At 62.3% G+C, this 25,653-nt stretch carries 24 protein-coding genes and 1 other RNA gene; 15 read left to right on the top strand and 10 right to left on the bottom strand.

Features of this window, described 5'->3' with window-relative positions; all coding sequences use genetic code 11:
* Positions 1 to 241: 241 nt before the first annotated feature.
* A complete protein-coding gene (locus NHAM_RS24995; protein ID WP_011511183.1) occupies positions 242 to 415 on the top strand; it encodes a DUF1328 domain-containing protein in 174 nt (57 codons plus the stop codon).
* A 6-nt stretch (positions 416 to 421) separates the two neighbouring features.
* On the opposite strand, the gene NHAM_RS14025 is transcribed toward NHAM_RS24995, so the two are convergent.
* Complete coding sequence (locus NHAM_RS14025; protein ID WP_011511182.1) at positions 422 to 937, bottom strand: thioesterase family protein; 516 nt, start codon at positions 935 to 937, stop codon at positions 422 to 424.
* A 267-nt stretch (positions 938 to 1,204) separates the two neighbouring features.
* On the opposite strand from NHAM_RS14025, the gene NHAM_RS14020 reads away from it, so the two are divergent.
* Positions 1,205 to 5,032: an AsmA family protein gene (locus tag NHAM_RS14020; RefSeq protein WP_011511181.1), complete on the top strand. Its 3,828-nt coding sequence runs from the start codon at positions 1,205 to 1,207 to the stop codon at positions 5,030 to 5,032.
* A 105-nt stretch (positions 5,033 to 5,137) separates the two neighbouring features.
* On the opposite strand, the gene NHAM_RS14015 is transcribed toward NHAM_RS14020, so the two are convergent.
* From NHAM_RS14015 to ssrA, 6 genes are all read right to left on the bottom strand, one after another.
* On the bottom strand, positions 5,138 to 5,458 hold the full coding sequence (locus NHAM_RS14015) for a ribbon-helix-helix domain-containing protein (protein ID WP_011511180.1): 321 nt from the start codon (positions 5,456 to 5,458) through the stop codon (positions 5,138 to 5,140).
* A 324-nt stretch (positions 5,459 to 5,782) separates the two neighbouring features.
* Positions 5,783 to 6,037 (bottom strand): ribbon-helix-helix domain-containing protein, encoded by a 255-nt coding sequence (locus NHAM_RS14010; RefSeq protein WP_011511179.1) that lies wholly within the window; start codon positions 6,035 to 6,037, stop codon positions 5,783 to 5,785.
* Entirely contained in the window at positions 6,034 to 6,222 is a 189-nt protein-coding gene (locus NHAM_RS14005) for a DUF4169 family protein (RefSeq protein ID WP_041359017.1), read from the bottom strand. Before NHAM_RS14005 ends, NHAM_RS14010 begins: the two co-directional genes overlap by 4 nt.
* 221 nt (positions 6,223 to 6,443) lie before the next feature.
* Positions 6,444 to 7,859 (bottom strand): class II fumarate hydratase, encoded by a 1,416-nt coding sequence (gene fumC, locus NHAM_RS14000; RefSeq protein ID WP_011511177.1) that lies wholly within the window; start codon positions 7,857 to 7,859, stop codon positions 6,444 to 6,446.
* A gap of 90 nt (positions 7,860 to 7,949) precedes the next feature.
* Complete coding sequence (locus NHAM_RS13995) at positions 7,950 to 8,483, bottom strand: SspB family protein (RefSeq protein ID WP_041359016.1); 534 nt, start codon at positions 8,481 to 8,483, stop codon at positions 7,950 to 7,952.
* A gap of 167 nt (positions 8,484 to 8,650) precedes the next feature.
* Positions 8,651 to 9,025, bottom strand: a transfer-messenger RNA (tmRNA) gene (gene ssrA, locus NHAM_RS24990).
* A gap of 223 nt (positions 9,026 to 9,248) precedes the next feature.
* Here ssrA and NHAM_RS13990 point away from each other — a divergent pair.
* The 6 genes from NHAM_RS13990 to NHAM_RS13965 all read left to right on the top strand — a co-directional run bounded on the left by NHAM_RS13990 (position 9,249) and on the right by NHAM_RS13965 (position 14,798).
* The gene (locus tag NHAM_RS13990; RefSeq protein WP_011511175.1) at positions 9,249 to 10,043 is read left to right on the top strand and encodes a thymidylate synthase; all 795 of its coding nucleotides are present in this window, start codon (positions 9,249 to 9,251) and stop codon (positions 10,041 to 10,043) included.
* Positions 10,040 to 10,576 carry a dihydrofolate reductase gene (locus tag NHAM_RS13985; protein ID WP_011511174.1) on the top strand — a complete coding sequence of 179 codons (537 nt, stop codon included), beginning with the start codon at positions 10,040 to 10,042 and terminating at the stop codon, positions 10,574 to 10,576. The genes NHAM_RS13990 and NHAM_RS13985 overlap by 4 nt, the downstream gene beginning before the upstream one ends.
* Before the next feature lie 159 nt (positions 10,577 to 10,735).
* Positions 10,736 to 11,893, top strand: a complete 1,158-nt coding sequence (gene hflK, locus NHAM_RS13980) for an FtsH protease activity modulator HflK (RefSeq protein WP_011511173.1) — start codon at positions 10,736 to 10,738, stop codon at positions 11,891 to 11,893.
* A complete protein-coding gene (gene hflC, locus NHAM_RS13975) occupies positions 11,890 to 12,789 on the top strand; it encodes a protease modulator HflC (RefSeq protein ID WP_011511172.1) in 900 nt (299 codons plus the stop codon). The genes hflK and hflC overlap by 4 nt, the downstream gene beginning before the upstream one ends.
* 36 nt (positions 12,790 to 12,825) lie before the next feature.
* Positions 12,826 to 13,026 carry a DUF2065 domain-containing protein gene (locus tag NHAM_RS13970; protein WP_011511171.1) on the top strand — a complete coding sequence of 67 codons (201 nt, stop codon included), beginning with the start codon at positions 12,826 to 12,828 and terminating at the stop codon, positions 13,024 to 13,026.
* Positions 13,027 to 13,304: 278 nt separating this feature from the next.
* Positions 13,305 to 14,798, top strand: a complete 1,494-nt coding sequence (locus NHAM_RS13965) for a Do family serine endopeptidase (protein WP_011511170.1) — start codon at positions 13,305 to 13,307, stop codon at positions 14,796 to 14,798.
* Between the two features lie 143 nt (positions 14,799 to 14,941).
* On the opposite strand, the gene serB is transcribed toward NHAM_RS13965, so the two are convergent.
* The gene (serB, locus tag NHAM_RS13960; protein ID WP_041358162.1) at positions 14,942 to 15,835 is read right to left on the bottom strand and encodes a phosphoserine phosphatase SerB; all 894 of its coding nucleotides are present in this window, start codon (positions 15,833 to 15,835) and stop codon (positions 14,942 to 14,944) included.
* Between serB and miaA the strand changes: the two genes are divergently transcribed.
* The 5 genes from miaA to ilvC all read left to right on the top strand — a co-directional run bounded on the left by miaA (position 15,834) and on the right by ilvC (position 20,740).
* Entirely contained in the window at positions 15,834 to 16,787 is a 954-nt protein-coding gene (gene miaA / locus NHAM_RS13955) for a tRNA (adenosine(37)-N6)-dimethylallyltransferase MiaA (protein ID WP_011511168.1), read from the top strand. The genes serB and miaA overlap by 2 nt on opposite strands.
* Positions 16,788 to 17,087: 300 nt before the next feature.
* Positions 17,088 to 18,866, top strand: a complete 1,779-nt coding sequence (locus NHAM_RS13950; RefSeq protein ID WP_011511167.1) for an acetolactate synthase 3 large subunit — start codon at positions 17,088 to 17,090, stop codon at positions 18,864 to 18,866.
* 1 nt (position 18,867) lies between these two features.
* Positions 18,868 to 19,005, top strand: a complete 138-nt coding sequence (locus tag NHAM_RS26750; protein ID WP_157043631.1) for a hypothetical protein — start codon at positions 18,868 to 18,870, stop codon at positions 19,003 to 19,005.
* Positions 19,006 to 19,014: 9 nt separating this feature from the next.
* Positions 19,015 to 19,557 carry an acetolactate synthase small subunit gene (gene ilvN, locus NHAM_RS13945; RefSeq protein ID WP_011511166.1) on the top strand — a complete coding sequence of 181 codons (543 nt, stop codon included), beginning with the start codon at positions 19,015 to 19,017 and terminating at the stop codon, positions 19,555 to 19,557.
* 163 nt (positions 19,558 to 19,720) lie between these two features.
* On the top strand, positions 19,721 to 20,740 hold the full coding sequence (ilvC, locus tag NHAM_RS13940) for a ketol-acid reductoisomerase (protein ID WP_011511165.1): 1,020 nt from the start codon (positions 19,721 to 19,723) through the stop codon (positions 20,738 to 20,740).
* A 263-nt stretch (positions 20,741 to 21,003) separates the two neighbouring features.
* Here the strand turns inward: ilvC and NHAM_RS13935 are convergent, their stop codons facing one another.
* Together NHAM_RS13935 and NHAM_RS13930 are read right to left on the bottom strand one after the other, a co-directional pair.
* Positions 21,004 to 22,563: an ABC transporter permease/substrate-binding protein gene (locus tag NHAM_RS13935; protein ID WP_011511164.1), complete on the bottom strand. Its 1,560-nt coding sequence runs from the start codon at positions 22,561 to 22,563 to the stop codon at positions 21,004 to 21,006.
* Positions 22,560 to 23,351 (bottom strand): ATP-binding cassette domain-containing protein, encoded by a 792-nt coding sequence (locus NHAM_RS13930; RefSeq protein ID WP_011511163.1) that lies wholly within the window; start codon positions 23,349 to 23,351, stop codon positions 22,560 to 22,562. Before NHAM_RS13930 ends, NHAM_RS13935 begins: the two co-directional genes overlap by 4 nt.
* A gap of 298 nt (positions 23,352 to 23,649) precedes the next feature.
* On the opposite strand from NHAM_RS13930, the gene NHAM_RS13925 reads away from it, so the two are divergent.
* A complete protein-coding gene (locus NHAM_RS13925; protein WP_041358161.1) occupies positions 23,650 to 24,357 on the top strand; it encodes a hypothetical protein in 708 nt (235 codons plus the stop codon).
* Positions 24,358 to 24,411: 54 nt separating this feature from the next.
* Complete coding sequence (locus NHAM_RS13920) at positions 24,412 to 25,428, top strand: polyphosphate kinase 2 family protein (protein WP_011511161.1); 1,017 nt, start codon at positions 24,412 to 24,414, stop codon at positions 25,426 to 25,428.
* Positions 25,429 to 25,653: the final 225 nt, after the last annotated feature.

The raw sequence follows: 25,653 nt of genomic DNA, 5'->3' as shown, positions 1-25,653 counted from the left end.
GCGGTGAAGGGGAGCCTTCTTAGCAGGATTAGGAATATATATAGGGACACCGACGCGATTGGCATCAGTTTTAAAGCCCGGCGTGCAAGCGATCCCGGGTCGGCGATCGCGATTTTGTTCCGAAAAACCGGCGATCTTTCAGGACTTCTCACCCTCCCGCGTCGGGGAACCTTTGTTCCGGGGATGGATTGTTTTCTCAGGCCATGCGCGAGACGGGCGCGCTGAGAATGGAGATCAAGTCATGCTGAGCTGGGTCGTGACATTTCTGATTATCGCATTGATTGCTGGTATTCTGGGTTTCGGCGGTCTCGCGGGTGCCTCCGTCGAAATCGCGAAGATCATCTTTTTCATCGCCGTCATCCTGTTTGTCGTGTCGGCGGTGGTCGGGCTGTTGCGCGGACGCACCCGCGTGTAGCGCCGGCTAACGTGACTTCGAGGGCATCGCGACTTTCCGGCCGATGCCCTCGGGGCGCGTGATAAGGCTGTGGGCGCCAACGACGGCCTGAATGCGCGTACGGATATCAGGGGGGAAGGGCGCGACTTTACGAGCGGCCATATCGATGTGAACAGTCATGTTTTCGGAGGTCGCCGAAAGCCATCCTTCGGTGGCGTGCCGCAACTCCTCGAAGGTGTGCAGACGCTTTTCGTCGGCGGCGATCAGCAGGACGGACACCCGCACCGGGTCGTCCAGATGAATTTCCCGCAGGTAGCGCAGATGACACTCGGCGGTGAACGTCGAGCCGGTGCGCGTCTTCACGTAGTCGGGCCCGATTCCCAGTTCGAGCCAGAACTCGTCGGTCGCCCGGTCGAACAGGACGTTGTAGTAGGCCATGTTGAGATGGCCGTTGTAGTCGATCCACTGCGGCTCGATCCGCAGGACCGAACACTGAAAGGGTTCGGGCTTATCGTCCGGGTCGGTGGCGGGCGTGCCTTTCATGCTCTATCCTGAATTTGTCGGATCGCTCGACCACTATACATCCTTTGCCTCGGTCTTTCATCAGGGCGCCCCTTTCAGCCCTGGAAAACGATGGCGACCGCCGCTGCGACTTCGCCACAGTTGCAGATATTATGTTGCATCGGCTCGTTTGGTGCGGCCTTGCAGGCTTGGGATCGATACGGCAGTCTTGAAGGCTCTGGCACGACGTCCGGAGAGCCATACTGAAGCGGATTTCGATTTTGCCGGAACGGTTCAAGGGGAGATACCGTGCAGACCACGCTGCTCGGCCTGGCGATCACATTCATTGTCGCGCTCATCGCCGCGCTGATCGGGCCGTATTTCATCGACTGGAACCGCTTTCGGCCCCAGTTCGAGGCGGAGGCAGCGCGCGTGATCGGCGCGCCGGTGCGGGTCGACGGCGGGCTTGACGCCCGGCTGCTGCCGTCGCCGTCATTGCAGCTTCGCTCAGTTGTGGTCGGAGGGCCGAACGATTCCGGCAAGGTGCGCGCCGACAACCTCGCGGTCGAATTCAGCCTGGGTTCGCTGATGCGCGGAGAATGGCGCGCGACCGAATTGACGATCAACGGCGTCGCGCTCGACCTCGGTCTCGATTCCGGCGGGCGGATTGATTGGCCGCTGTCGTCGCGGTCGCTCGATGTCGCTTCGTTTTCCATTGACCGGCTGAACCTCACGGGCCGCGTCGCGCTTCATGATGCGGCCAGCCGCTCCACGCTTGAATTGAATGACGTCGCTTTCAGCGGCGATGTGCGGTCGTCGGGCGCGTCCGTGCGCGGCGACGGCAATTTCGAGCTGTCAGGAACGCGCTATCCATTCCGGATCTCGTCCGGTCAGGCGGGCGACGGCGATGCCAGCCGTGTTCATGTCGCGATCGATCCCGGAACGCGCGCGGCATTCATCGATCTCGATGGAATTTTGTCATTCGATGAGCGTGCGCCGCATTTCGATGGCGCGCTGACGCTGGCGGGCGCTGCGGAAGCCGATGGTAAAAACTTTTCGAGCGACCCGTCTCAAAGACCATGGCGGGTGTCGGCCAAGGTCAAGGCCGATCCGAAAGGCGCGCGGCTGGAGCAGGTCGAAGCGAGTTATGGCGCGGGCGATGCCGCGCTGAGGCTCGCAGGCGTTGGCGACGTTCGTTTCGGCGCGTCGCCCCGGATTCATGCCGAATTGTTCGCGCGTCAACTCGACGCCGATCGCCTGCTTGGCAAGGATCGGGACACGCCCGCAACGATGTTTCCGGCATTACAAAGCTATCTAACGAAAATTCCGCAACCGTGGCTTGCCGCCGAAATCGGGATCAGCGTGGACCAGATCATGCTGGGCGGCCGCCCGATACAAAATTTCGGTGCTGACTTACGCGGCGACGCCGCATCATGGGCGATCAGCCGGCTGGAATTCCAGGCTCCCGGCGCAACGCGCGTGGCGGTTAACGGTCAGATCGCGCAACCCGGGCCATCCGCACATTTCGACGGTGTGCTCGATGTTGAATCGTCCGATCCGGATGCATTCGTCGGCTGGCTGCAAGCTCGCAGCGACATCGTCCATCAAAGCCAAAAGCCATTGCGTCTGCGTGGCAATTTGACCGTGGATTCAAGCCAGGTCGCCTTCGATCAGCTCAAGGCCGATATCGAGGGTGGCAGCGTCGAAGGGCGGCTGGCGTTCGTCAATTCGACGGCCGAGAATGGCGCGCGGGCCGAGGCGGAACTCAGGGCGAACCGTCTCGACCTCGATGCGGCGGCAGGCCTGGTCCGCGCGATTGCGGGACCGCAAGGCGGTTGGCCGAATGAAGGACAGCTCTCGTTGAATGTCGATAGCGCGATGTCGGCGGGACAGGAATTGCGTCCATTCATCGCCAAACTTGCTTATGGACCAAAGACAATCTCCCTGGAGCAATTGAAAATCGGCTCGCCCGGAGGTTTCATGATGGAGGGCTCCGGCGCATTCGACCGCGTCGACGCCACCGGCCAGCTATCGTTGAATGCGACATCGGACTCGGTTGCGCAGATGACGAGTTTGATCGCTCCGGTCGCGCCGACCGTCGCGGCGCGCCTCGATGCGATGCCGGCGGCCGCGGGAGCAGCGCGGCTCCACCTCGCGCTGAATGTCGATAAAAGTCCTGCCGACAAAAACAAGGCCGATGCCAGCGCGAAGCTCGACGTCGATCTTCCGCAACTGAAAGGCACGCTGTCACTGGCGGCCGTACCTTCGCTCGAAGCCGTGCGCACGGCCGATCTCGATGCATTGGCACAGAGCGAGGCGACGCTCCGGACGAAGCTGACGGCGGAACGAGGCGGAGCCTTGCCGGCCTTGCTGGGTCTCGACCGTGTGATCGCGGTTCGCGACCGGTCCGTGCTGGAGGGGACGGCGACGGGAGTCTGGCATGCTCCGATCCGGCTGAACGCGCGGATGTCGGGAGCCGATCTGGATGCCGAAATAAAAGCAACGTTGGAGCCATGGTCATCGGACCGGAAGGCTGACCTTCATCTCGCAGTGCGCCGCGTCGATCTCGGGCCGCTGCTGCATCTCAAGCCATCCGATTCCCGTGCCCGGAACGTCAGCCTGTCGTCGCATGTCGCGCTGGCCGGCAGCAAGCTGATTGTCAACGATCTCGATGGCATGGCAGCGGGTGCCCGGATGCGCGGGCGCGTTGCGGTGAATTTCGGCAACGAAAATCTCGTCGAGGGCGAAATCGGAATCGACACGCTCGATTTGGCATCGGCGTTTGGACTTGCCGTCGGCGCCGCGGGACATGATACGGCGGAGCCGCTGGGTGTCGGCCTGCCGGAAGGTTGGCGCGGTCAACTCACGTTCGAGGCGCTGCGCGGCGTGCTGCCGGGAGGCATCGAATTGCGGCCCGTCAGCGGCATTGTCAAAGCGGATGGCCATTCCCTGACATTCGATGCGATGAAAGGGAAAATCGGCGATGGCGATGCCACCGCACGCCTCGACATCCGGCAAGCCGCCGACGGTGTTGCCTTGAATGCGAAAGTTCAGCTTACCAACGTCGACGGTTCGGCGTTGCATTACGGTTCACTGGCGATGCCTTCAGGCCACGCTTCGGCGCAGATGACATTTGCAAGCCAGGGCCGCAGCGCGTCTGCGCTGGCCGGAGCGCTGTCCGGCGACGGTCTGGTCACACTCGAGCATGCGCGCATTGCGGGGCTTGATCCGCACATGTTCAATGCAGCGATCGATGCGGGCGATGGCGGAGCATCGGACGACGCCAAATTGCAGCAGATCGTGGAGCGATCTCTGTCCGTGAATCCGTTTGCGGTCGCATCGGCGCAAATTCCGTTCATCGTGAGAGATGGCCGCCTCCATGTGAGCGCGACGGCTCTGGAGGGCGACGGGGCGCAGGCCATCGTCTCCGGTGGCTATGACATCGCGGCGGATCAGGTCGATATCCGCGCCAGCCTTGCTTCAACGTCGGCCGGGTCCGCGAACAATCGTCCGGAAGTTCAGATATTCGCGGTTGGGCCGCCCGACGCGATCCACCGGACCATTGATGTTGCCGCGCTGTCTTCGTGGCTTGCGGTGAGGGCGATCGATCGCGAAACCCGCAGGCTCGACTCGATCGAGCAACGCATGGCGTCGCCGCCCGCGCTGCCTCCTGCCATCCCGCCGCCGGCGACAACATCGCTTCCGGCTGAGCCGTCAGAGGTTTCCGCTGCGCCATTGGCGACGGACGAGGCGCCTGTCGCCAATGCACCTGTCCCGAAGCGCGATCCGCGTTGGTCTCCCGCAAAACCGGGGATGGCCATCCCATCGCCGGCGATGGCATCGCTTCCGGCCGAACCGTCAGAGGTTTCCGCTGCGCCACCGACGACGAACGATCCGCCCGTCGCCAATGTGCCCGTTCCGAAGCGCGATCCGCGGCGGTCCCGCGCGAAACCTCGGATGGCCGTCACACCGGGTCCGGCGACCACGCCGCAGGCGTCCAACGCGCCGACGCCACCATCGGCTGCGCCCCTGCCGGCACCGGTCGAGATACGGCCTGCGCCGATTCCAAAGCCGCTCCACCCGCGCCAGCCGCTGGTGCAGAGGCCGCCGGCGTCGACCGCGCGACCGGCTCTCTAGCGCGTATTTCGCGATCAGAATACGCGCTAAGGCGTTTCAAGCGACGCGGGGGGTATTGGGTCGGGTGAAGACAACGCTCCACAACAAAACCGGAGCGAGGTTCTGCTATTCCGGACCAAGCGGCGCAAGCCGTGTGGATGGTGCCAGACGTTCGCCGATGAACATGGTGCTCGCCGCCCGCGTGCGAAAATGCTCGAGCACATAGAGACGGATCGCCGAAGACAGATTGCTGGTCCTGCGATCGGTATCGATCGAGGCGATTTGCGTGGAAAGGGTCATGCCTCGCCGCATCGCGATATCTTTCAGGCTTGTCCAGAATGCGTCTTCGAGACTCACGCTGGTCTTGTGACCGCCGACGATCACCGATCGTTTAACGACGGCATATTCGCGCTCGCCGCGGCGATCGCCGCTTTGGTCGTTTCGCATGATTGACTCCATCTGGTTTTTTCGGAAAGCGTCATCATCGGCGCACGATGACATCTCACCGGACGGCTTGTTCGGTCTAAACTGCGATAGCGATGCTGCGCATCATCGGTGGACCGCGCCGCGGGCATGCAGGTGATCTTCAGCGGCCCACCTCTGATCGGCACCGTGGCGGATCATCGAGGTACAGGTACATAATAGCTGAAAGGGCAGAGCGCCGGTATTCGGGAAACAACCTAAGTGAAGTTCACTATCGTGACGCTGACGTGAGCAGACACACGGATGGGATTTCACGGATGAGATTCGCCGCAGGGGATCCGATGCCCGCTATCCGGCGCTCGGGCTGTTTTCGGATTCCGCAGCCATCGCGCGGCTTCGAAAGTAGTCCAGGACGAAAAGGCGGATCGCCGAGGACAGGTTGCCCTGTTGACGGTTGCTGTCGATCTCGCCGACCAGTTCGGACAGCGTCATGTCGCGAAGGCTCGAGATTTCTTTCATTCCGTTCCAGAATGCCTCCTCGAGGCTCACGCTGGTCTTGTGGCCGGCCACCACGATCGATCGTTTCACCACCGGCGATTTCATGATCCGTCCTCGCCGTCGATGCGGTGCTGATCGAGCAGACGTTTCTCCCGCATCATGCGCTGTTCGATGAGATCGCGCTCAGCCTTGGGGCGGCCAAAGCGCGCTCGATTGGCGTCGGCAATCTCTGCCGTCCGTTCCCGTTCGGCGCGTTTCCTGCGCTTGCTTAGATTGACCACATCCCCCATGACCGATTCCGCCATCTCAAATGCTGGGAGCGCGTACCTTCAAAAGTCAAAAATTCCGCTGCAAAAGCGGCTATCGTTTGTGCTGTACCATGATGCACCGCAACGGTGGTAGAAAATATTCTCTCATTCTTTAGACGATATGAAATATAACCGTTCCCGAGGCGCTGGTTTTTGGAATACCAGCCTCGCCACTGGTAGGGTCTAAGTTTCTGCGGGGCGCGTCATCCTGGTCGCGTCATTTTGTCGGGCTGCACCAGCCGGTCGAATTCCGCGGCCGTGACAAAGCCAAGCCGCTGAGCCTCCTCCTTCAACGTCGTTCCGCGGGCGTGGGCGGCTTTGGCGACCGTCGCCGCGTTGTCATAACCGATCTTGGGTGCGAGCGCCGTCACCAACATCAGCGAGCGTTGCATCAGGTCGTGAATTCGCTTCTCGTCGGCGCGAATGCCCTCGATGCAGTGCTCGGTGAAGGAACGCACGACGTCGGCGAGCAATTGGATGGAGTTGATCATGCAATATGCCAGAACAGGCCTGTAAACGTTGAGTTCGAAATGTCCCTGACTGCCGGCGACCGTCACGGTGGTGTGATTGCCGAACACCTGACAGCAAACCATGGTCATGGCTTCGCACTGGGTCGGATTGACCTTCCCCGGCATGATCGACGACCCCGGTTCGTTTTCGGGAAGGATCAGTTCTCCGAGGCCGGAGCGCGGCCCGGAACCCAAAAAACGAATATCGTTCGCGATCTTGAACAGGCCGGTTGCGACCGCGTTGATCGCCCCGTGAACGAAAACATAAGCGTCGTTGGAGGCCAGCGCCTCGAATTTGTTGGGAGCGCTCGTGAACGGGAGTTTCGCAAGCGCCGCCGCGTGTTTCGCAAACAGTTTCGCAAATTTCGGCTTCGAGTTCAGGCCGGTACCCACCGCGGTTCCGCCTTGCGCCAGTGGATAGAGGTCCTTTATCGCGGTGCGAAGCCGTGCGAGGCCGCTCTCGACTTGCGCTGCATAGCCGGAGAACTCCTGGCCGAGCGTCAGCGGCGTCGCGTCCTGGGTATGAGTCCGGCCGATCTTGACGATATGAGCGAACGCCTTTTCCTTTTTGCGCAGCGCCTTGAGCAGTGCGGTCAGAGCGGGAACCAGGTCGGACGCGATGCCCTGGGCCGCCGCGATGTGCATGGCTGTCGGAAATGAGTCGTTCGACGACTGGCTCATGTTGACGTGATCGTTGGGATGAACGGGCTTCTTGGCGCCGAGTTCGCCGCCGAGCAACTCGCTGGCGCGGTTGGCGATCACCTCGTTGAGGTTCATGTTGGTCTGCGTGCCGGAGCCGGTTTGCCAGACGACCAGCGGAAAATGATCGTCGAGCTTGCCGTCGATCACTTCGCGCGCGGCGCGAATGATTGCGGTCGCGCGCCGCCGGTCGAGCAGGCCCAGCTCGCGGTTGGTCTCTGCCGCTGCGAGCTTGACGATGCCGAGCGCCCGGACGATTTGCATCGGCATCCGGTCGTGTCCGATGCGGAAGTTCCGCCGGCTGCGCTCAGTCTGGGCTCCCCAGTAGCGGTCGGCTTGAACGTCGATGGGGCCGAAACTGTCGGTTTCCGTTCGCGTCCCCGTTTTGGTTTTGCGCGATGAGGAAACCATGAATTCAGTCCGTTATGATTGATAGGGCAATGGCAAACGCAAACAGCCGCATCCCCGCGGATCAGGGCACCTCGGCAAATGCAACGCGGACTACTTCTTGCGGAAGCGGTCCAGCCTGACAACCTCGGCGCCTTCGCTGGGTTTGGGTTTGTCTTCGGTTTCGGCGGCGGCGGGCGGGGAGGGAGTGTCCGGAACGGCCAGGACTGCCGGTGAAGGTACCGCCGGCGAAGGCGCCCCCGGTGGCATATCGGCCGCGGCTGTCTCGGTTTCGGCCGGCTCGAATTGCAGACCGAACTGCACCGATGGATCGTAGAAGCTTTTGATTGAGTTGAAAGGAACCACGAGACGCTCGGGAATGCCGCCGAACGACAGGCCGACCTCGAAGCGCTCCTCGCTCACCGTCAGATCCCAGAACTGGTGCTGGAGAATGATGGTCATTTCCTCGGGGTGCTGCGCCAGAAGGCGGGGCGATATCTTCACCCCGTCGGCCTTTGACATGAAGGTGATGAAAAAGTGATGCTCGCCCGGCAGCCCTTGCTCGGCGGCGTCCGTCAGCACCCGGCGCAGAACGCCGCGCAGCGCGTCGCGCGCCAGCAGATCGTATCGGATATGATCGGTTGACATCGGTTGGTCCATCGCCCCCGCAGAGGTGTGCAAATTCCCTGCGAGCGTTTGAAGCCGACTCGCACCGTTTGCCAATGATACTCCGGCGATCTCGCCGGGTCAGCAGCGGTTGGGTCGGGCTGGTGAAATTCTCGTCGCCAGTTCGCTGGAGAGGCGAACGGATATAGAGTGGAGGCTTCTGTTGCCAGGTGCCTCCGAACCCCGCCTGACGGAGCTTAACCCGTCAGGACTTCAGAATGGTCTTTCAAACTGCGTTACGCAGCCTGAGCAACCGGAGCATAGTTGTCGTTTGCAACTATTGCATAGCCCGATAACGGCGGAACCATACCGAGAAAAAGCGAGCCCTTTACGCCCTCGTCGATCCTGTTTCGCCCCCGCCGGAACCCGCCAAATTTATGCGTATCATGGGTTCGGGTCGGGATCTGGTGGAGGCGCCGGGTACTGCCCCCGGGTCCGAATGGTTTATTACGACGGCCGTTTATTTCCATAGCCGGCGAACCGGCGCTCTGAATATAGTCTGCGAGGGCTCAGGAAGAAAGGTACCCGACGGCACATTTCGCGCTTTCGGGTCGGCGCCACACCGGAAATGAGCCAAACGTGGTGTGCTGGGCCGACCTCGTTCCCTACATGCGAATATGAAACGCGGCAAAACCGGACCTTGCCTCAGCGATCCTGTTTTCGGGTATAATTGGGGCGTAGCGCGAATAGTTGCTGTCGGGCCAACCGGTCGGGCGCTAAGTTTACTTGCTCGAAAGCGCCGATGTCATGAACCAGTACCACGATCTGCTCGAACGTATTCTCAGCGACGGCGCGGAGAAGCATGACCGTACCGGCACCGGAACATTGTCCATCTTCGGGCATCAGATGCGTTTCAATCTCGCATCGGGATTTCCGATGCTGACCACCAAGAAGCTTCCGCTCAAGTCGATCGTGCATGAACTGCTCTGGTTCCTGAAGGGCGAGACCAACGTCAGGTATCTGAGGGAGCACGGCGTCTCGATCTGGGACGAGTGGGCCGACGCCAACGGCGATCTCGGCCCGGTCTACGGTTCGCAGTGGCGCTCATGGCCCGCGCCGGACGGACGCAGCATCGACCAGATCGCCAACGTAGTCGACATGATCGGGCGCAGTCCGGATTCGCGGCGGCTGATCGTCAGCGCGTGGAATCCGGCCGATGTCGACAAGATGGCGCTGCCGCCGTGCCACTGCCTGTTTCAGTTCTATGTTGCCGACGGAAAACTGTCGTGCCAGCTTTATCAGCGCTCGGCGGATGTGTTTCTGGGGGTGCCCTTCAACATCGCGTCCTATGCGTTGCTGACGATGATGGTCGCGCAGGTCACGGGGCTCAAGCCCGGGGACTTCGTGCACAGCCTCGGCGACGCGCACCTCTATTTGAATCACCTCGATCAGGCACGGCTTCAACTCACGCGGCCGACACGATCGCTGCCGACGATGACGATCAATCCCGAGGTGAAGAGTATCTTCGCGTTCCGCTACGAGGATTTCAAACTCGAGAACTACGATCCCCATCCGCATATCAAGGCAGAGGTCGCGGTGTGACCGTAGCTGTCTTCCCGCATCCGGAAATTGTCCTGGTCGTCGCGGTGGCCGAGAGTGGCGTGATCGGTCAGCGCAATCAAATCCCGTGGCGGCTGAAAGCCGACCAGCAGCGCTTCAAGGCGATCACCATGGGCAAGCCGATCGTGATGGGCCGCAAGACCTTCGACTCGTTGCGCCGGCCGTTGCCGGGACGAACCAATATCGTCATTACCCGCGATCCCGACTTTGCCGCGGTCGGCGCGGTGGCGACGCGATCGCTGGCGGACGCCCTAGCCGTCGCAAAAGGGGATGCGCTGCGGCGTTCGGTCACTGAGATCGCGGTGATCGGCGGAGCGGAGATTTATGCCGCGTCGATGCCGGTGGCGGATCGTCTCGAGGTGACGGAAGTTCACGCCGGGGTCGATGGCGATGCCGTTTTTCCGGCGATCGATCCGTCGGTTTGGCGCGAAACCGCGCGCTGCCGAAACCGGGCGGCCGCTGGCGACGCCGCCGATTATTCTTATGTGACATATCGCCGTCGGACGCCGCATTAACCGCATTCCGCGATGTTTGCATTGACATTTAGCTGTGCGGATATAGCTCCTTGCAGCCAACAAGCCGCGTTGTAAGGGCCGTAAGCGTCCCCTATAAGGTCGAACAGACAGAGCGAGGCGGGGGTTTGCGAAGCCGGATCCGCGCGTAGGAGAGTGTCGATGCCGTGGAAAAATCAAAGCGGAGGCCCGTGGGGCTCCGGTCCGAAAGGACCATGGGGATCCGGCCCGCAGCCGGCGGGGGGGCCGAAGCCGCCGGATCTCGAGGATCTGCTGCGCCGCGCTCAGGAGCGTCTTCGGCAACTGTTGCCGGGCGGACATCTGAGCACCATGGGCATCGTGCTGATCCTGATCGGCGCGATTGTGATCTGGGGCATGTCCGGTTTCTTCCGGGTGCAACCCGATGAACTCGGCGCGGTGCTGCGCTTCGGCAAGCATGTGCGGACCGTGCAGCCCGGCCTCAACTATCATCTGCCGTATCCGATCGAGACCGTGTTGCTGCCGAAGGCGCTGCGCGTCTCCACCCTCAATATCGGTATGACCCTGGTGCAGGACCCGGCGCGGCACACCAGCACGATGCGCGACGTGCCGGAGGAAAGCCTGATGCTGACCGGCGACGAAAACATCGTCGACGTCGATTTCACCGTGTTGTGGCGGATCAAGCCGGATGGGGTCGGTGACTTCCTGTTCAACATCCAGAATCCGGAAGGCACCGTCAAAGCCGTGGCCGAAAGCGCGATGCGCGAGTGGGTCGGACGCTCGGATATTCAACCGATTCTGACGTCCGAGCGAACCAAAATTGAAGTCTCGGTGCAGGATCTGATGCAGAAGACGCTGGACCAGTATGGCGCTGGCGTTCTGATTCAGCAGGTGCAAATGCAGAAGGTCGACCCACCGTCTCAGGTTATCGATTCATTCCGCGACGTGCAGGCGGCGCGCGCCGACCTCGAGCGGCTGCAGAACGAAGCCCAGACCTATGCCAACCGCGTCATTCCCGATGCGCGCGGACGGGCGTCGCAGATTGTGCAGAACGCCGAAGGCTACAAGGAACAGGCCATCGCCGAAGCCAAGGGTCAGAGTTCGCGATTCCTGCAGGTTTATGAGGCCTACAAGGCGGCGCCCGACGTGACGCGCGAGCGCATCTACCTGGAGACCATGGAGCAGGTGCTCGGGGACGCCGACAAGCTGGTGTACGATCCGGGTTCATCGTCTTCGGCGGGTATCGTGCCTTACCTGCCGCTGAGCGAATTGACTTCGCAGCGCGGCGCTGCGCACCAGACCGCGAACCCGCCAGCCAAGACGAACGGGAGTGCCCGATGAAAGTCGGAGTTATAGGGATTGCCGCGCTGCTGCTTACGGCGGCCTTGATGGTGGTGGGATACAGTTCCGTTTTCACGGTGAGCCAGACTGAGCAGGTATTGCTGGTGCGACTCGGCGAACCGGTGCGCGTCGTCACCGAGCCGGGATTGCATTTCAAGGCGCCGTTCGTCGATTCCGTGATCGACATCGACAAACGAATCCTGGACCTCGAGCAGGCGTCGCAGGAAGTCATTGCGTCGGATCAGAAGCGGCTCGTCGTCGATGCGTTCGCGCGCTATCGCATCAAGGATGCGCTGCGGTTCTACCAAAGCGTCGGTACCGTCCAGGTCGCCAATATCCAGTTGACGACGCTGCTCAACGCATCGCTGCGCCGGGTTCTGGGCGAGGTGACGTTCATCCAGGTGGTGCGGGACGAGCGCGAAACGCTGATGGCCCGCATCCGCGACCAGCTCGACAAGGAGGCCAGCGGATACGGCATCTCGGTGGTCGATGTCCGGATTCGGCGAGCCGATCTGCCGGAGCAGAACAGCCAGGCAATCTATCAGCGCATGCAGACCGAGCGGCAACGCGAAGCCGCCGAGTTCCGCGCTCAGGGCGGTCAAAAGGCGCAGGAGATCCGGGCCAAGGCCGACAAGGAAGCGACCGTGATCGTCGCCGAGGCCAATTCCTCGTCCGAGCAGATCCGCGGTCAGGGCGATGGCGAGCGCAACCGGCTGTTTGCCGCGGCCTACAATCAGGCCCCGGCATTCTTTGCGTTCTACCGCTCGATGACCGCTTATCAGAAGGGCTTGAAGGGCAGCGACACCCGCTTCCTGCTGAAGCCGGATTCCGATTTCTTCCGCTTCTTCGGACATCCCGGCGGCAGGCCCGCTGCAGGCGACGCGCCGAAGCCGTAAACCGAAACCTGGCGATGCCGGAGTAGGCGCTGTCCGATGGGGTCCATTGCCTTCACCGATTTCCTGATCGGCCTTGGCATTCTTTTCATGCTCGAAGGCATCCTGTTCGCGGCAGCGCCGGATTGGACGCGGCGCGCCATGAAAAGTGCGCTGGCGGTACCGGAACACGTTTTGCGGATGGCCGGCATCGGCTCGGCCATTGCCGGGCTATTCTTGATCTGGCTGGTCAGGCACTAGAGCCATTCCGCTTCTGACGGAATCAGAAGCGGTCTCTGTGATTTTGATTTGACGCGTTTTCTTCACGCGAACCGGTACCCACTTCGAGCTTGACCCGAGGACGGAAACCGGTTCGCGGTAACCCGGCCCCGGCAACGGTATCGTGAAGGCGGCGCCGGCTTTTCGCCGTAATCGCAACCGCTGGTGACCGGCGAACGTCGTTTCCGCTGCTTGCGCGGGTACGGCGTTCGGGCGCACTGTACGCCCGGCAATATGCTTCTCCAGGAGAGATTTGAAACATGACCGGAGCGATCCCCGCGTTGAGCTTTCGCCGGCGTTCCCTGTTGGCCGCGCTTTGCCTCGGCGCCGCGAGTGCCCTGATATCCGCGCCGGCGCTGGCCCGCGGTCCCGACGGCATTGCCGACGTCGCGGAAAAGGTGATCGACGCGGTGGTCAATATCTCGACGACCCAGACGGTCGAAGCCAAAGGCGGCAGCGAGGGGCACCGCGTCATTCCGCAGCTTCCGCCGGGTTCGCCATTCGAGGAGTTTTTCGACGACTTCTTCAAAAACCGCCGCGGCGGCAAGGATGGCGGTCTGCAACCGCACAAGACCAACTCGCTCGGCTCCGGATTCATCGTCGATCCCGCCGGGATTGTCGTCACCAACAATCACGTCATCGCCGATTCCGACGAGATCAACGTCATTCTGAACGACGGCATCAAGGTCAAGGCCGAGATCGTCGGCGTCGACAAGAAAACCGATCTTGCGGTGTTGAAGTTCAAGCCGCCGCACCCGCTGACGGCCGTCAAGTTCGGCGATTCCGACAAGTTGCGGCTCGGCGAGTGGGTGGTTGCCATCGGCAATCCGTTCAGCCTCGGCGGCACCGTTACCGCCGGCATCGTCTCGGCGCGCAACCGCGACATCAACAACGGCCCCTATGACAGCTACATCCAGACCGACGCCGCCATCAACCGCGGTAATTCCGGTGGCCCGCTATTCAACCTCGATGGCGAGGTCGTGGGGGTCAACACGCTGATCATCTCACCGTCGGGCGGATCGATCGGCATCGGCTTCGCGGTGCCGTCGAAAACGGTCGCGGGCGTCGTCGATCAATTGCGGCAGTTTGGTGAACTGCGTCGCGGTTGGCTCGGCGTCCGCATTCAGCAGGTCACCGACGAAATCGCCGACAGTCTCAATATCAAACCGGCGCGCGGCGCGCTGGTCGCCGGCGTCGAGGACAAGGGCCCGGCCAAGCCCGCCGGCATCGAACCCGGCGACGTCATCATCGCTTTCGACGGAAAGGATATCAAGGAGCCGAAAGATCTGTCGCGCATCGTGGCCGACACGGCCGTCGGCAAGACCGTCAACGTCATGATCATCCGCAAGGGCAAGCAAGAGACCAAGAAGGTGACGCTGGGGCGGCTCGACGACAGCGACAAGGCCACGCCGGTCTCGGTCAAGACCAAGCCCGACAGCGACGACAAGCCCGTAACGCAGAAGGCGCTCGGCCTCGATCTGGCCGCGCTGAGCAAGGACCTGCGGACGCGCTACAAGATCAAGGACAGCGTCAAGGGTGTCATCATCACCGACGTGGACGCGGATTCCGACGCGGCCGAGAAGCGGCTCAGCGCCGGCGACGTCATCGTCGAGGTGGCGCAGGAAGCCGTGAGCAGCGCCTCCGATATCCGCAAGCGTATCGATCAGTTGAAGAAGGACGGCAAAAAGGCGGTGTTGCTGATGGTTTCGAACGGCACCGGCGAACTGCGGTTTGTGGCGCTGAGCTTGAAGTAGAGGACGAGCTACATCGTCGAGCGTTTTGATGGCTGGGCTTGACCCGGCCATCAACGTCTTTGTCGCCACCATCGCAAAAGACGTGGATCACCGGGACAAGCCCGGTGATGACGGCGGATTTGCGATGTTTAGTCCAAACGGTCTCAAGCGCCGACGAACTCGTCGCGTCGATATCCTTGCGCATAAAGCAAGGCGGTGAGGTCGCCATAATCGATTCGCGCAGCTGCTGCGGCGGCAACCGCCGGCTTGGCATGATAGGCGACGCCGAGGCCCGCCTGCTGGATCATGCCGAGGTCGTTGGCGCCGTCGCCGACCGCCAGCGTATCCAGGTTGTCGAGATCGAAGGCCTCGCGCAGTTCGATCAGCGTCGCAAGTTTTGTCTCGCGGCCGACGATCGGTTCGGCGGCCTTGCCTGATAATTTTCCGTCTTCGACCAGTAGCGTGTTGCCGCGATTTTCCTGAAAGCCGATCATGGCGGCCACCGCTGTGGTGAACAGCGTGAAGCCGCCGGAGATCAGGCAGGTGTAGGCGCCGTTGGCGCGCATGGTCATGACCAGTTCGCGTCCGCCCGGCGTCGGCGTGATGCGTTTCGCCAGCACCTCGTCGACAACGGTGACGGGAAGTCCCTTCAACAACGCCACGCGCTCGCGTAGCGCGGTTTCAAATTGCATTTCGCCGTGCATGGCGCGCTCGGTGATCGCGGCAACCTGCGCCCTGAGGCCGGCAAAATCGGCGAGTTCGTCGATGCACTCCTGGCCGATCATGGTGGAGTCCATGTCGGCCAGGAACAGCTTCTTGCGCCGATCAAGCTGCGGCTGGACCACCACGTCGATCGGCAGATCGCCGCGCGCTTCGCGCAGGCGTTGCATGATGGCCGGAATGGACTCGTCGCTTTCGAAGGGAATGTCGGCCGCGACCTCGTCCCACAGCCAGTGCGCCGAACCCGCATTGCCAAGAATTGCACGCGTCCCGTCGAGCACCGTGCTATCGAGCGCGGGGTTGGCCGGATTGCAGATAAGCGTGGCGACGAGCGACATGAGCGGGACGAATCCTGGCGAGGCAGACGGCGGGGCGGCGGATGCCGTGCTTATCGCAGGGCCGACCGCGAGCGGCAAGTCCGCGCTGGCGCTTTCGCTTGCCGAGCGGACCGGCGGCATCGTCATCAACACCGATTCGATGCAGGTCTATCGCGACCTCCGCATCATCACTGCGCGCCCGACGCCCGACGAGGAAGCGCGCGTACCGCACCGGCTCTACGGTCATGTCGATGCGGACGTGAACTGTTCCGCCGGAATGTGGGTGGCCGATGCCGCGGCAGCGCTCGAAGAAGCGCTCGCACAAAACCGGCTGCCGATTTTCGCCGGCGGCTCCGGCCTCTACTTCAAGGCGCTGACGCGCGGCCTGTCGGCGGTGCCGCCGATTCCGTCCCAAGTGCGCGACGACGTGCGCGCGCGGCTCGAACGGGACGGGGCCGAGGCGCTTCACGCTGTTCTGGCGCGGCGCGATCCGGCGGCGGCGCAACGTCTGAAGCCGCGCGACCGCGCCCGCATCGCCCGCGCGCTCGAAGTCGTCGAGGCGACCGGTCGCTCGCTGACCGACTGGCATCGCGATGGCCTGCCGCCGCTGCTGCCGCCGGACAAAGTGAGGGCGATCTTCCTCGCGCCGGATCGTGAAGCGCTCTATGCGCGAATAGATGCCCGCTTCGGAGCGATGCTCGCGGCCGGCGCGCTGGAGGAGGTGAGGGCGCTGGCCGAACGCCACCTCGATCCGCTGCTGCCGGCGATGAAGGCGCATGGCGTGCCGGCGCTGATGCGGCATCTGCGCGGGGAGATTTCTTTGGAGGAGGCCGCCGAGATCGGCCGCGCCGACACCCGCCATTACGCCAAGCGGCAGTTCACATGGTTTCGTCATCAATTGCCGGAGTTTCGGTGGACGAGTCCGGAGGAGGCGGAAGCGCAACTTAGCTGTGTTATTCCGGGCCCACGCTAAGTCGCGTGTCCCGGTATGAATCCTCGCCAAACGCCCGGAGCCGGCATATTTGCATCGAAACACGGTTGACGACGGCGAATCCGGCTTCTATAACCCGCGCAACCTTTGGGAAGTATTGACGATAGAATGAGCAACTTTGTTACCAAGATCGTCCTTGTTATCGTCGTACCCCGGAGCACCGCCCGGGGCGGCTGAGGCCGTCCCAATCCAAGGCGGTGTGCCGGGGCCCTTCAGAGGCCCTTTTTTATTTCTGCGATGCAGCGATCACGACCAGAAGCCCGCGCCAATCCGGAGCCAACCATGAGCGAAAGTAAACGCCAAGATTCACGTCAGATGACCGGTGCGGCCATGATCGTCCGCGCCCTCGTCGATCATGGCGTCGAACACATTTTTGGCTATCCGGGAGGCGCGGTGCTCCCGATCTATGACGAGATTTTCCAGCAGAGCGAGATCGAGCACATTCTGGTCCGGCACGAGCAGGGCGCTGGTCACGCGGCGGAGGGCTATGCCCGCTCCACCGGCAAGCCGGGCGTGGTGCTGGTGACCTCGGGGCCTGGCGCCACCAACATGGTGACGCCGCTGACCGATGCACTGATGGACTCGATCCCGCTGGTCTGCATCACCGGACAGGTGCCCACGCACCTGATCGGAAACGACGCGTTCCAGGAATGCGACACCGTCGGCATTACCCGGCCCAGCACCAAGCACAACTGGCTGGTGCGCGACGTCAAGGATCTCGCCAGGGTGTTGCACGAGGCGTTCTATGTCGCGACCACGGGCCGGCCTGGGCCTGTTGTGGTCGATGTGCCGAAGGATGTGCAGTTCGCGACCGGTATCTATACGCCGCCGCGTAAATCGGACGTCCACGTTTCATACAAACCGCAGACCAAGGGCGATGCCGGACAGATCCGCAAGGCCGTCACGCTGCTGGCGAATGCCAAGCGGCCTGTGATTTATACTGGCGGCGGAATCATCAACTCGGGCCGCGATGCGTCGAAGACGTTGCGCGCGCTGGTCGAAGCCACCGGCTTTCCGGTCACATCGACCCTGATGGGGCTCGGCGCCTACCCGGCCTCTGGCAAGAACTGGCTCGGTATGCTCGGCATGCACGGCACCTATGAGGCCAACATGGCGATGCATGATTGCGATGTCATGCTGTGCATCGGCGCGCGCTTCGACGACCGCATCACCGGCCGCACCGATGCATTTTCGCCGGGGTCGAAGAAGATTCACATCGATATCGATCCCTCGTCGATCAACAAGAACATCCGCGTCGACGTGCCGATCATCGGCGATGCGGGCAGCGTGATGACCGACCTGCTGGAGGCATTCAAGAAGGAAAACAAGAAGCCCAGGATCGATCCGTGGTGGTTCGAGATCGGACGCTGGCGCGCGCGCAACTCTCTCGCCTACAAGAAAAACAACGACGTGATCCTGCCGCAGTTCGCGATCCAACGGCTGTTCGAGGCGACGCGGGGCCGCGACACCTACATCACCACCGAAGTCGGCCAGCATCAGATGTGGGCGGCGCAATTCTTCGGTTTCGAGGAGCCGCACCGCTTGATGACATCAGGTGGTCTCGGCACCATGGGCTACGGCCTGCCCGCTGCTCTGGGGGTGCAGGTCGCGCACCGCGATAGCCTCGTCATCGACATCGCCGGCGATGCTTCGGTGCAGATGACGATGCAGGAGATGTCGACGGCCGTTCAGCACGGGCTTCCGATCAAGATTTTCATCCTCAACAACCAGTATATGGGCATGGTGCGGCAGTGGCAGCAGTTGCTGCATGGCAACCGGCTGTCGCATTCGTATTCCGAGGCGTCACCGGATTTCGTCAAGCTTGCCGATGCCTTCGGCTGCGTCGGTCTGCAAGCAACGAAGCCGTCTGATCTCGACGGGGCGATCACGGAGATGATCTCGGTGAACAAACCGGTGCTGTTCGACTGCCGGGTCGCGGCGCTTGAAAACTGCTTCCCGATGATTCCATCCGGCAAGGCGCACAACGAAATGCTGTTGCCGGCGGAAGCCAATGATGATGCGACCGCGGCCGCCTTCGCCGGCGGCAAGGCGCTGGTGTGAGATGAAGGGCGCAGCCCGATCCGACAATACGGCGTTATCGTCCGGCTTGACCGGACGATCCAGTACGCTGTCGCAGTCACGGTTGGCCATGAACGTCGGCGAGTACTGGATGCCCGCCTTCGCGGGCATGACCATTTAGGAAATTGCAATGACCCAACCCGCTTCCGCCTACTTTCTCGAAGATCGTCGCGATCCGAACGAGACGCACACGCTGTCGGTTCTGGTCGCCAACGAGCCGGGCGTGCTGGCGCGGGTGATCGGGCTGTTCTCGGGCCGCGGCTACAACATCGAAAGCCTCACGGTGTCCGAGACCGAAAGTCACAAGCACGTCTCGCGAATTACCATCGTCACCACCGGCACCCCGATGGTGATCCAGCAGATCAAGCATCAGCTCGACCGCATGGTCCCGGTCTACCAGGTTGTGGATATGACGCTGACCGGCAAATCCATCGAGCGCGAGCTGGCCATGGTCAAGGTGAAGGGTTCGGGCGACCAGCGCATCGAGGCGATGCGGCTTGCGGAGGTGTTCCGTGCCCGCGTGGTGGATGCCACCAACGCAAGCTTCGTGTTCGAGATCACGGGTAGCACGTCGAAGATCGATCAGTTTGTCGACCTGATGCGGCCGATCGGTCTGGTCGAGGTGTCGCGAACCGGCGTCGCGGCGATCGGGCGCGGACCGGAAGGGATGTAGGGCCATGTCGGCGCGCGACCGGTCAAACGTCGCCGGGCTTGTCTCCCGGCAGGCATCGCCCTAAAAATCGGGCGCAATTCTTCCGGGCCGCCTTCCGGGCCGCGTGCTCGCGCCATCCGTAAATGTTGATCTGGCCGATTATGGCCGAAAATGAGGAACGACCATGCGTGTTTATTACGATCGTGACGCCGACCTGAACCTCATCAAGGGCAAGAAGGTGGTCATCGTCGGTTATGGCAGCCAGGGCCACGCCCATGCGCTGAACCTGAAGGATTCCGGCGTCAAGGAGATTGCGATCGCGCTGCGCAAGGGTTCCGCCTCCGCCCAGAAAGCCGAAGCTGCCGGCTTCAAGGTGATGGACGTCGCCGAGGCTGCGAAGTGGGGCGATGTCGTGATGATGCTGACGCCCGACGAATTGCAGGGCGACATCTATCGCGAAAATCTGCACGACAACATGAAGAAGGGCGCGGCGCTGATCTTTGCTCACGGCCTCAACGTGCATTTCAATCTGCTGGATCCGCGCGCCGATCTCGACGTGCTGATGATCGCGCCGAAGGGCCCCGGCCATACCGTGCGGTCGGAATATCAGCGCGGCGGCGGCGTACCCTGCCTGATTGCGGTTGCCAGGGATTCGTCGGGCAACGCCCATGATCTCGGCCTCAGCTACGCCTCTGCCGTCGGCGGTGGCCGCGCCGGCATCATCGAGACCACCTTCAGGGAAGAGTGCGAGACCGACCTGTTCGGCGAGCAGGTGGTGCTCTGCGGCGGACTCGTCGAGTTGATCAAGAACGGCTACGAGACGCTGGTGGAAGCCGGCTACGCGCCCGAGATGGCCTACTTCGAGTGCCTGCACGAGGTGAAGCTGATCGTCGACCTGATCTATGAAGGCGGCATCGCCAACATGAACTATTCGATTTCCAACACCGCCGAATACGGCGAATACGTCACCGGCCCGCGCATCGTGACCGAGGAGACCAAGAAGGAGATGAAGCGCGTGCTCAACGACATCCAGTCCGGCAAGTTCGCCCGCGACTGGATGCTCGAGAACAAGGTCAACCAGACCTCGTTCAAGGCGACCCGCGCCAGGCTCGCGGCGCATCCGATCGAGCAGGTCGGCGCAAAGCTCCGTGACATGATGCCGTGGATCAAAAAGGGCGCGCTGGTCGACAAGTCAAAGAACTAGAGCCTCTTCGCTTCTGATGGAATCAGAAGCGGGCTCTATGATTTTGATTTGACGCGTTTTCTTCACGCGAACCGGTATCCACTTCGCTCGAAAACGCTCTAAGGGTTCTTGATCCACTCCTTTCGTGCGAGATCGCGCAGGTGCGATCTCGATGATCAAGAAGGGCGCACTGGTCGACAAGACGAAAAACTGACCTCTCTTTTTCCCTCTCCCCTTGTGGGAGAGGGAAGTAAGGCGGCTCCGCGCGAGCGCGACCGCCGGCCTCACTTCTTCCCGATCTTGTCCCACAACCAGCGCGCGACCTCTGCCGGCGAACTGTCCGCATCGCTGCCGCTGGCACGCAGGTTGGCCTCGCGCATAATGGTGATGCCGATTTTTCCAAGCAGAGGCTGAAGTGCGGCGCGCAGCTTCGCGTCATGAGCCCGCCGGGGCGCCAGCAGCACGATCGCGTCATAGGGCGGAATGGCATGGCGGGGGTCGTCGAGCACCGTCAGGCCATACTTGGCGATCAGGCCGTCGCTGGTGTAGCCGGCGATCACGTCGACCTCGCCGGAAGCGACGGCGGCGTACATGAAGTTCGACTGCATCTGCCGCCGTTCGCGAAACGACAATCCGTAAGCCTTCTTCAGGGCCGCCCATTCCGGCCGGGCAAAGAATTCGTAGTCGCCGGCAATCGACATCGTGCCCGCGCGAGCGGCGAGGTCGGCGATCGAATGAATATTCAGTGAGTCGGCGCGTGTTTTGGGCATCACCAGCGCGTAGGCATTCTCGAAGCCGAGTTCGCCGAGCAGGGTGATGTTCTGCCGTGCCAGCGTCGCCTTGATCTCTGCGAGCAATTTTTCGCGCGGCAGCATACCCGTATTGTGAAACTGGTTGGCCCACAGCGTGCCGGAATAATCGACATAGACGTCGATGTCGCCGCTTGTCAGCGCCTCGAAGATCACGTTGGAGCCGAGACCCTCGCGCGTGGTGACGGAGAGACCGGCGGCCCGGAGTCGTTGCGAGATCAGCGCCGCGAGTACATACTGCTCCGTGAAGGTCTTGGCGCCGACGACGTAAGCGGATTTGGCGCGGGTAAGCGAGGGCGCCAGCGTGGCCGCGATCAGGACCGCGATGCCGACGAGTCCGGCTGCCACGCGGATGTGGCTACGCACCCGCAAGCCGGATTCGATCAGCGCCAGCAACTGGTCCACAACCAGCGCCAGCGCCGCCGCCGCGATGCAGCCGAACAGCACGAACACCCAGTTCTGGGTTTGCAGCCCGGCGAAGATGTAGTTGCCGAGGCTGGTCTGACCGATCGGCGTGGATAGCGTCGCGGTGCCGATCACCCAGACCGCCGCGGTGCGGATTCCCGCCATGATTATCGGAAGCGCCAGCGGCAGCTCGACCATGACAAGGGATTGTCGCGCCGTCATGCCGACGCCTTGCGCCGCTTCGGTCAATGCAGGATCGATAGCCTGCAGGCCGGTGATGGTGTTGCGCAGCACCGGCAGCATCGAATACAGCGCAAGCGCCAGCACCGCCGGCAAAAATCCGAATGCGGAGAAACCGACGCCGAACCACGTCAGCGTTAACGCCGCCAGCGCCAGCAGCAGCGGATAGAACAGCGCCAGCAGCGCCAGTCCCGGCACGGTCTGTACGATGCTGGCGAGACCCAGCAGCACGGAGCGCATCACCGGCCTGGTGCGTACGATCAGGGCGAGCGGAAAGCTGGTCGCGAGCCCCAGCCCGAGCGCGGCGACGCTGACGCGGACGTGATTGCCGAGATAATCGGGCAGGTGGCCGAGCGCTTCGCTCCAGAGCGGATCGGAGAGCAGACTCATAACGTGCTGCTCTGCGATAGCACCGCTCGAAGTCGTTCGGCCTGGCGGCGCGGCGTGCCCAGCAGATCGCCGACATAAGGATCGTCGCTACGGGACAATTCCGCCGGCGTACCCCACGCCAGCAGGCGGCCTTCGCGCATGACGGCAACGCGATCTGCAAGCAGCAGCGCCTCCGTCATGTCGTGGGTAATCATCACGGTGGTGAGGCCGAGGCTGGCGTGCAGCGCGCGATAGTCGTTGCCGAGCGCGTCGCGCGTCATCGGATCGAGCGCGCCGAACGGCTCGTCCATCAGGACGATGTGCGGCTTGGCGGCGAGCGCTCGCGCCACGCCGACGCGCTGGCGCTGGCCGCCGGACAATTCGTGCGGAAAGCGGTCGTGGTGCTGCGCGCGGTCGAGTTGCACCAGATCGAGCAGTTCGTCGACTCGTGCGGCGATTTCGGATTTTGGCGTCCCGAGCAGGCGCGGCGTGATGCCGATGTTGCCGGCGATGCTCATGTGCGGAAACAGGCCGCCGCTCTGGAACACATAGCCGATGCGGCGGCGCAGCCCGATCGGATCGACGCCGGCGATGTCCTCTCCCGCAACGGTGATGGTGCCGGTGTCGGGATCGGTCAGCCGGTTGGCGAGCCGCAGCAGCGTCGTCTTGCCGGAGCCGGAGCCGCCGACGACGGCGAGAAATTCGCCCGCGGCGATATCGAGCGAGACATCGTCCACGGCCCTGACGCGACCGCCGTTGAAATTTTTGGCGACATGCGAAAACGCAATCAGCGGCGAGGTTTCGCTCATGCCTTGCGGGTTATCACATGGTCGCCGTCGCACCAAGTCCGGTCCGGCGAGCCCGCCGGTAATGCAAGTTTGCGTTGGTGCAGGCGCGCCGGCCCACGGTCTTGCACACCGAACACTGACGGGATTAAAACGCGGCGTCGGCTGTCTGTTTGAGGCCGATGCATCGTTTTCTTGGACGAAGGCGCTCGACAATGTCGCAGTCTGGCTGGAAATCACCCGAACGCCGCGCGCCGACGTGCAGATCACTCGTTCGTCGAACATGCCGGCAGGACCTGCGGGGAATGCGAAATAGCGCAACGTGACGATGCTCGCGATTCATCGCGTCAGCCGGCTGGATCTCACAGTGCGGCCATGGCGCTGGGCTTTCGCCGACGAGCGGCGAAGCGAGATCGGCGCCCATTTCGCGGCGCTGCGCGTCAAGACGCCGGCGCTGTGGAACGGGCGCATCCTGCTCGGCCGCAATCCGGTGTTCGAGCGCGATTGCTTTCGTGCGGACTATTTCGAGACCGACTTCGCAAGCTTCCTCGCCTGGCGGGACTGGGGCTTTCCCGACAAAAGCGTGTTCAACGGCTTTGGCATGGGCGCGCTGCGCGGCAATGACGGTGCATTCGTGCTGGGTGAGATGGGTGCAAACACCGCGAATGCCGGGCGTATCTATTTTCCGTCCGGCACGCCCGATCTCAGCGATGTCAGAGATGGCGCGCTGGACATCGCCGGCAGCATCCTGCGCGAGGTCAAGGAGGAAACCGGTCTCGATCCTTCCGCCTATCGTGCCGATCCGTTCCGGTATTGCGTCGTCGCCGGGCCGCTGATCGCGGTGATTCAGCTTTTGGATGTGGACATGCCGGGCGAAGCATTGCGCGCACGGATCGTACGCGCGCTTGCGGGACAACGCTCACCGGAACTGAGCACGATCCATCTGGTGCGCGGGCCGGAGGATTTTACGCCGGCAATGCCAGTCTTTGTGACGGCGTTCATCGATCATGTGGCGTCGATGGCGGTTTGACATCATCCGCTTGGTTATATTGTCTTGAGGTCGCCGCAAACCGGAGTTCGCTTTATGAGCAAGAAAAATCATCTGGTTGCCGTCGATCCCAAGATATTTGTCGAGCCGTTTCGTGTCGACGGCACGAAGACGTTCCATCTCACCTCGTACAAGACTGCGGAACGCGGCGGCATCGATAAGGACCGGGGACAGCAGATCATCAAGGTCAACCGCGACCGCCTTAGCGATTTGCAGGAAAAACTCTATGCGCAGGATCGATGGTCGCTGCTCTTGATCTTCCAGGGCATGGACGCCGCAGGCAAGGACAGCGCCATCGAGAGCGTGTTCGATGGTGTCAATCCGCAGGGCTGCGACGTGCATTCCTTCAAGCAGCCCTCGACGGAGGAACTCGATCACGACTTCATGTGGCGCGCGGCGCGACGGCTTCCCGAACGCGGACGCATAGGCATCTTCAACCGGTCCTACTATGAGGAAGTGCTGGTGGTGCGCGTGCACCCGGAAATTCTGGCGAAACAGAAGATTCCGCCGAAGCTGGTAACGAAGACCATCTGGCGCGAACGCTTCGAGGATATTTCGGCGTTTGAGAAATATCTCGCGCGCAACGGCACGGTGGTGCTGAAATTCTTCCTCAACGTCTCGAAGGGGGAACAGCGCCAGCGCTTTCTCGACCGCCTGGAGGAGCCGGCGAAGAACTGGAAGTTCTCGATGGGCGACGTCGCCGAGCGCAAGTTCTGGGACAGGTATCAGGCGGCGTATCAGGACATGATTCACCATACCGCCTCGATCCATGCGCCGTGGCATGTGGTGCCGGCCGACCACAAGTGGTTCGCGCGCGTCGTGATCGGATCGACCATCGTCAGTGCGCTGGAGCAACTCGACCTGCAGTTTCCCAAGGTCGACAAGAGCGAACTGGGCGAGTTCAACAAGGTCCGGGAGGCGCTGGAGAGCGAAGGCAAGGGTGTGGTGAGGCCAAGGAAGCTCGCGGTGAAGAAGACCGCGACAAGGAACTCCGGATCCGTTTCGGCATCCTCACCGCCGCGGCGAGCGGCAGGGCCGGCGCGAACGACATGAGCGATGGCGGTTCAGACGAGGTGCACCGTCGCTTCCCGGATGGAGTAGGGCAGCCTCGCTGACCATCTTTTGGCATTGCGATATCGGGTCATTCTCGTCTAGAACCGTGCAGGAAGGGTCGGCAACGAACCGTCAACGGTTTTTGTCGAGAATAGCCCTCTAAGGGTCCGGTGATGCTGATTCGCAGCGAAATGACTGGAATTCACGGGAAAGCGGCGTCAATCG

The sequence above is a fragment of the Nitrobacter hamburgensis X14 genome (assembly GCF_000013885.1).
Taxonomy (GTDB): domain Bacteria; phylum Pseudomonadota; class Alphaproteobacteria; order Rhizobiales; family Xanthobacteraceae; genus Nitrobacter; species Nitrobacter hamburgensis.
Note: the sequence above shows the minus strand (reverse complement) of the source record. Positions and strands in the feature narration are given on the sequence as shown.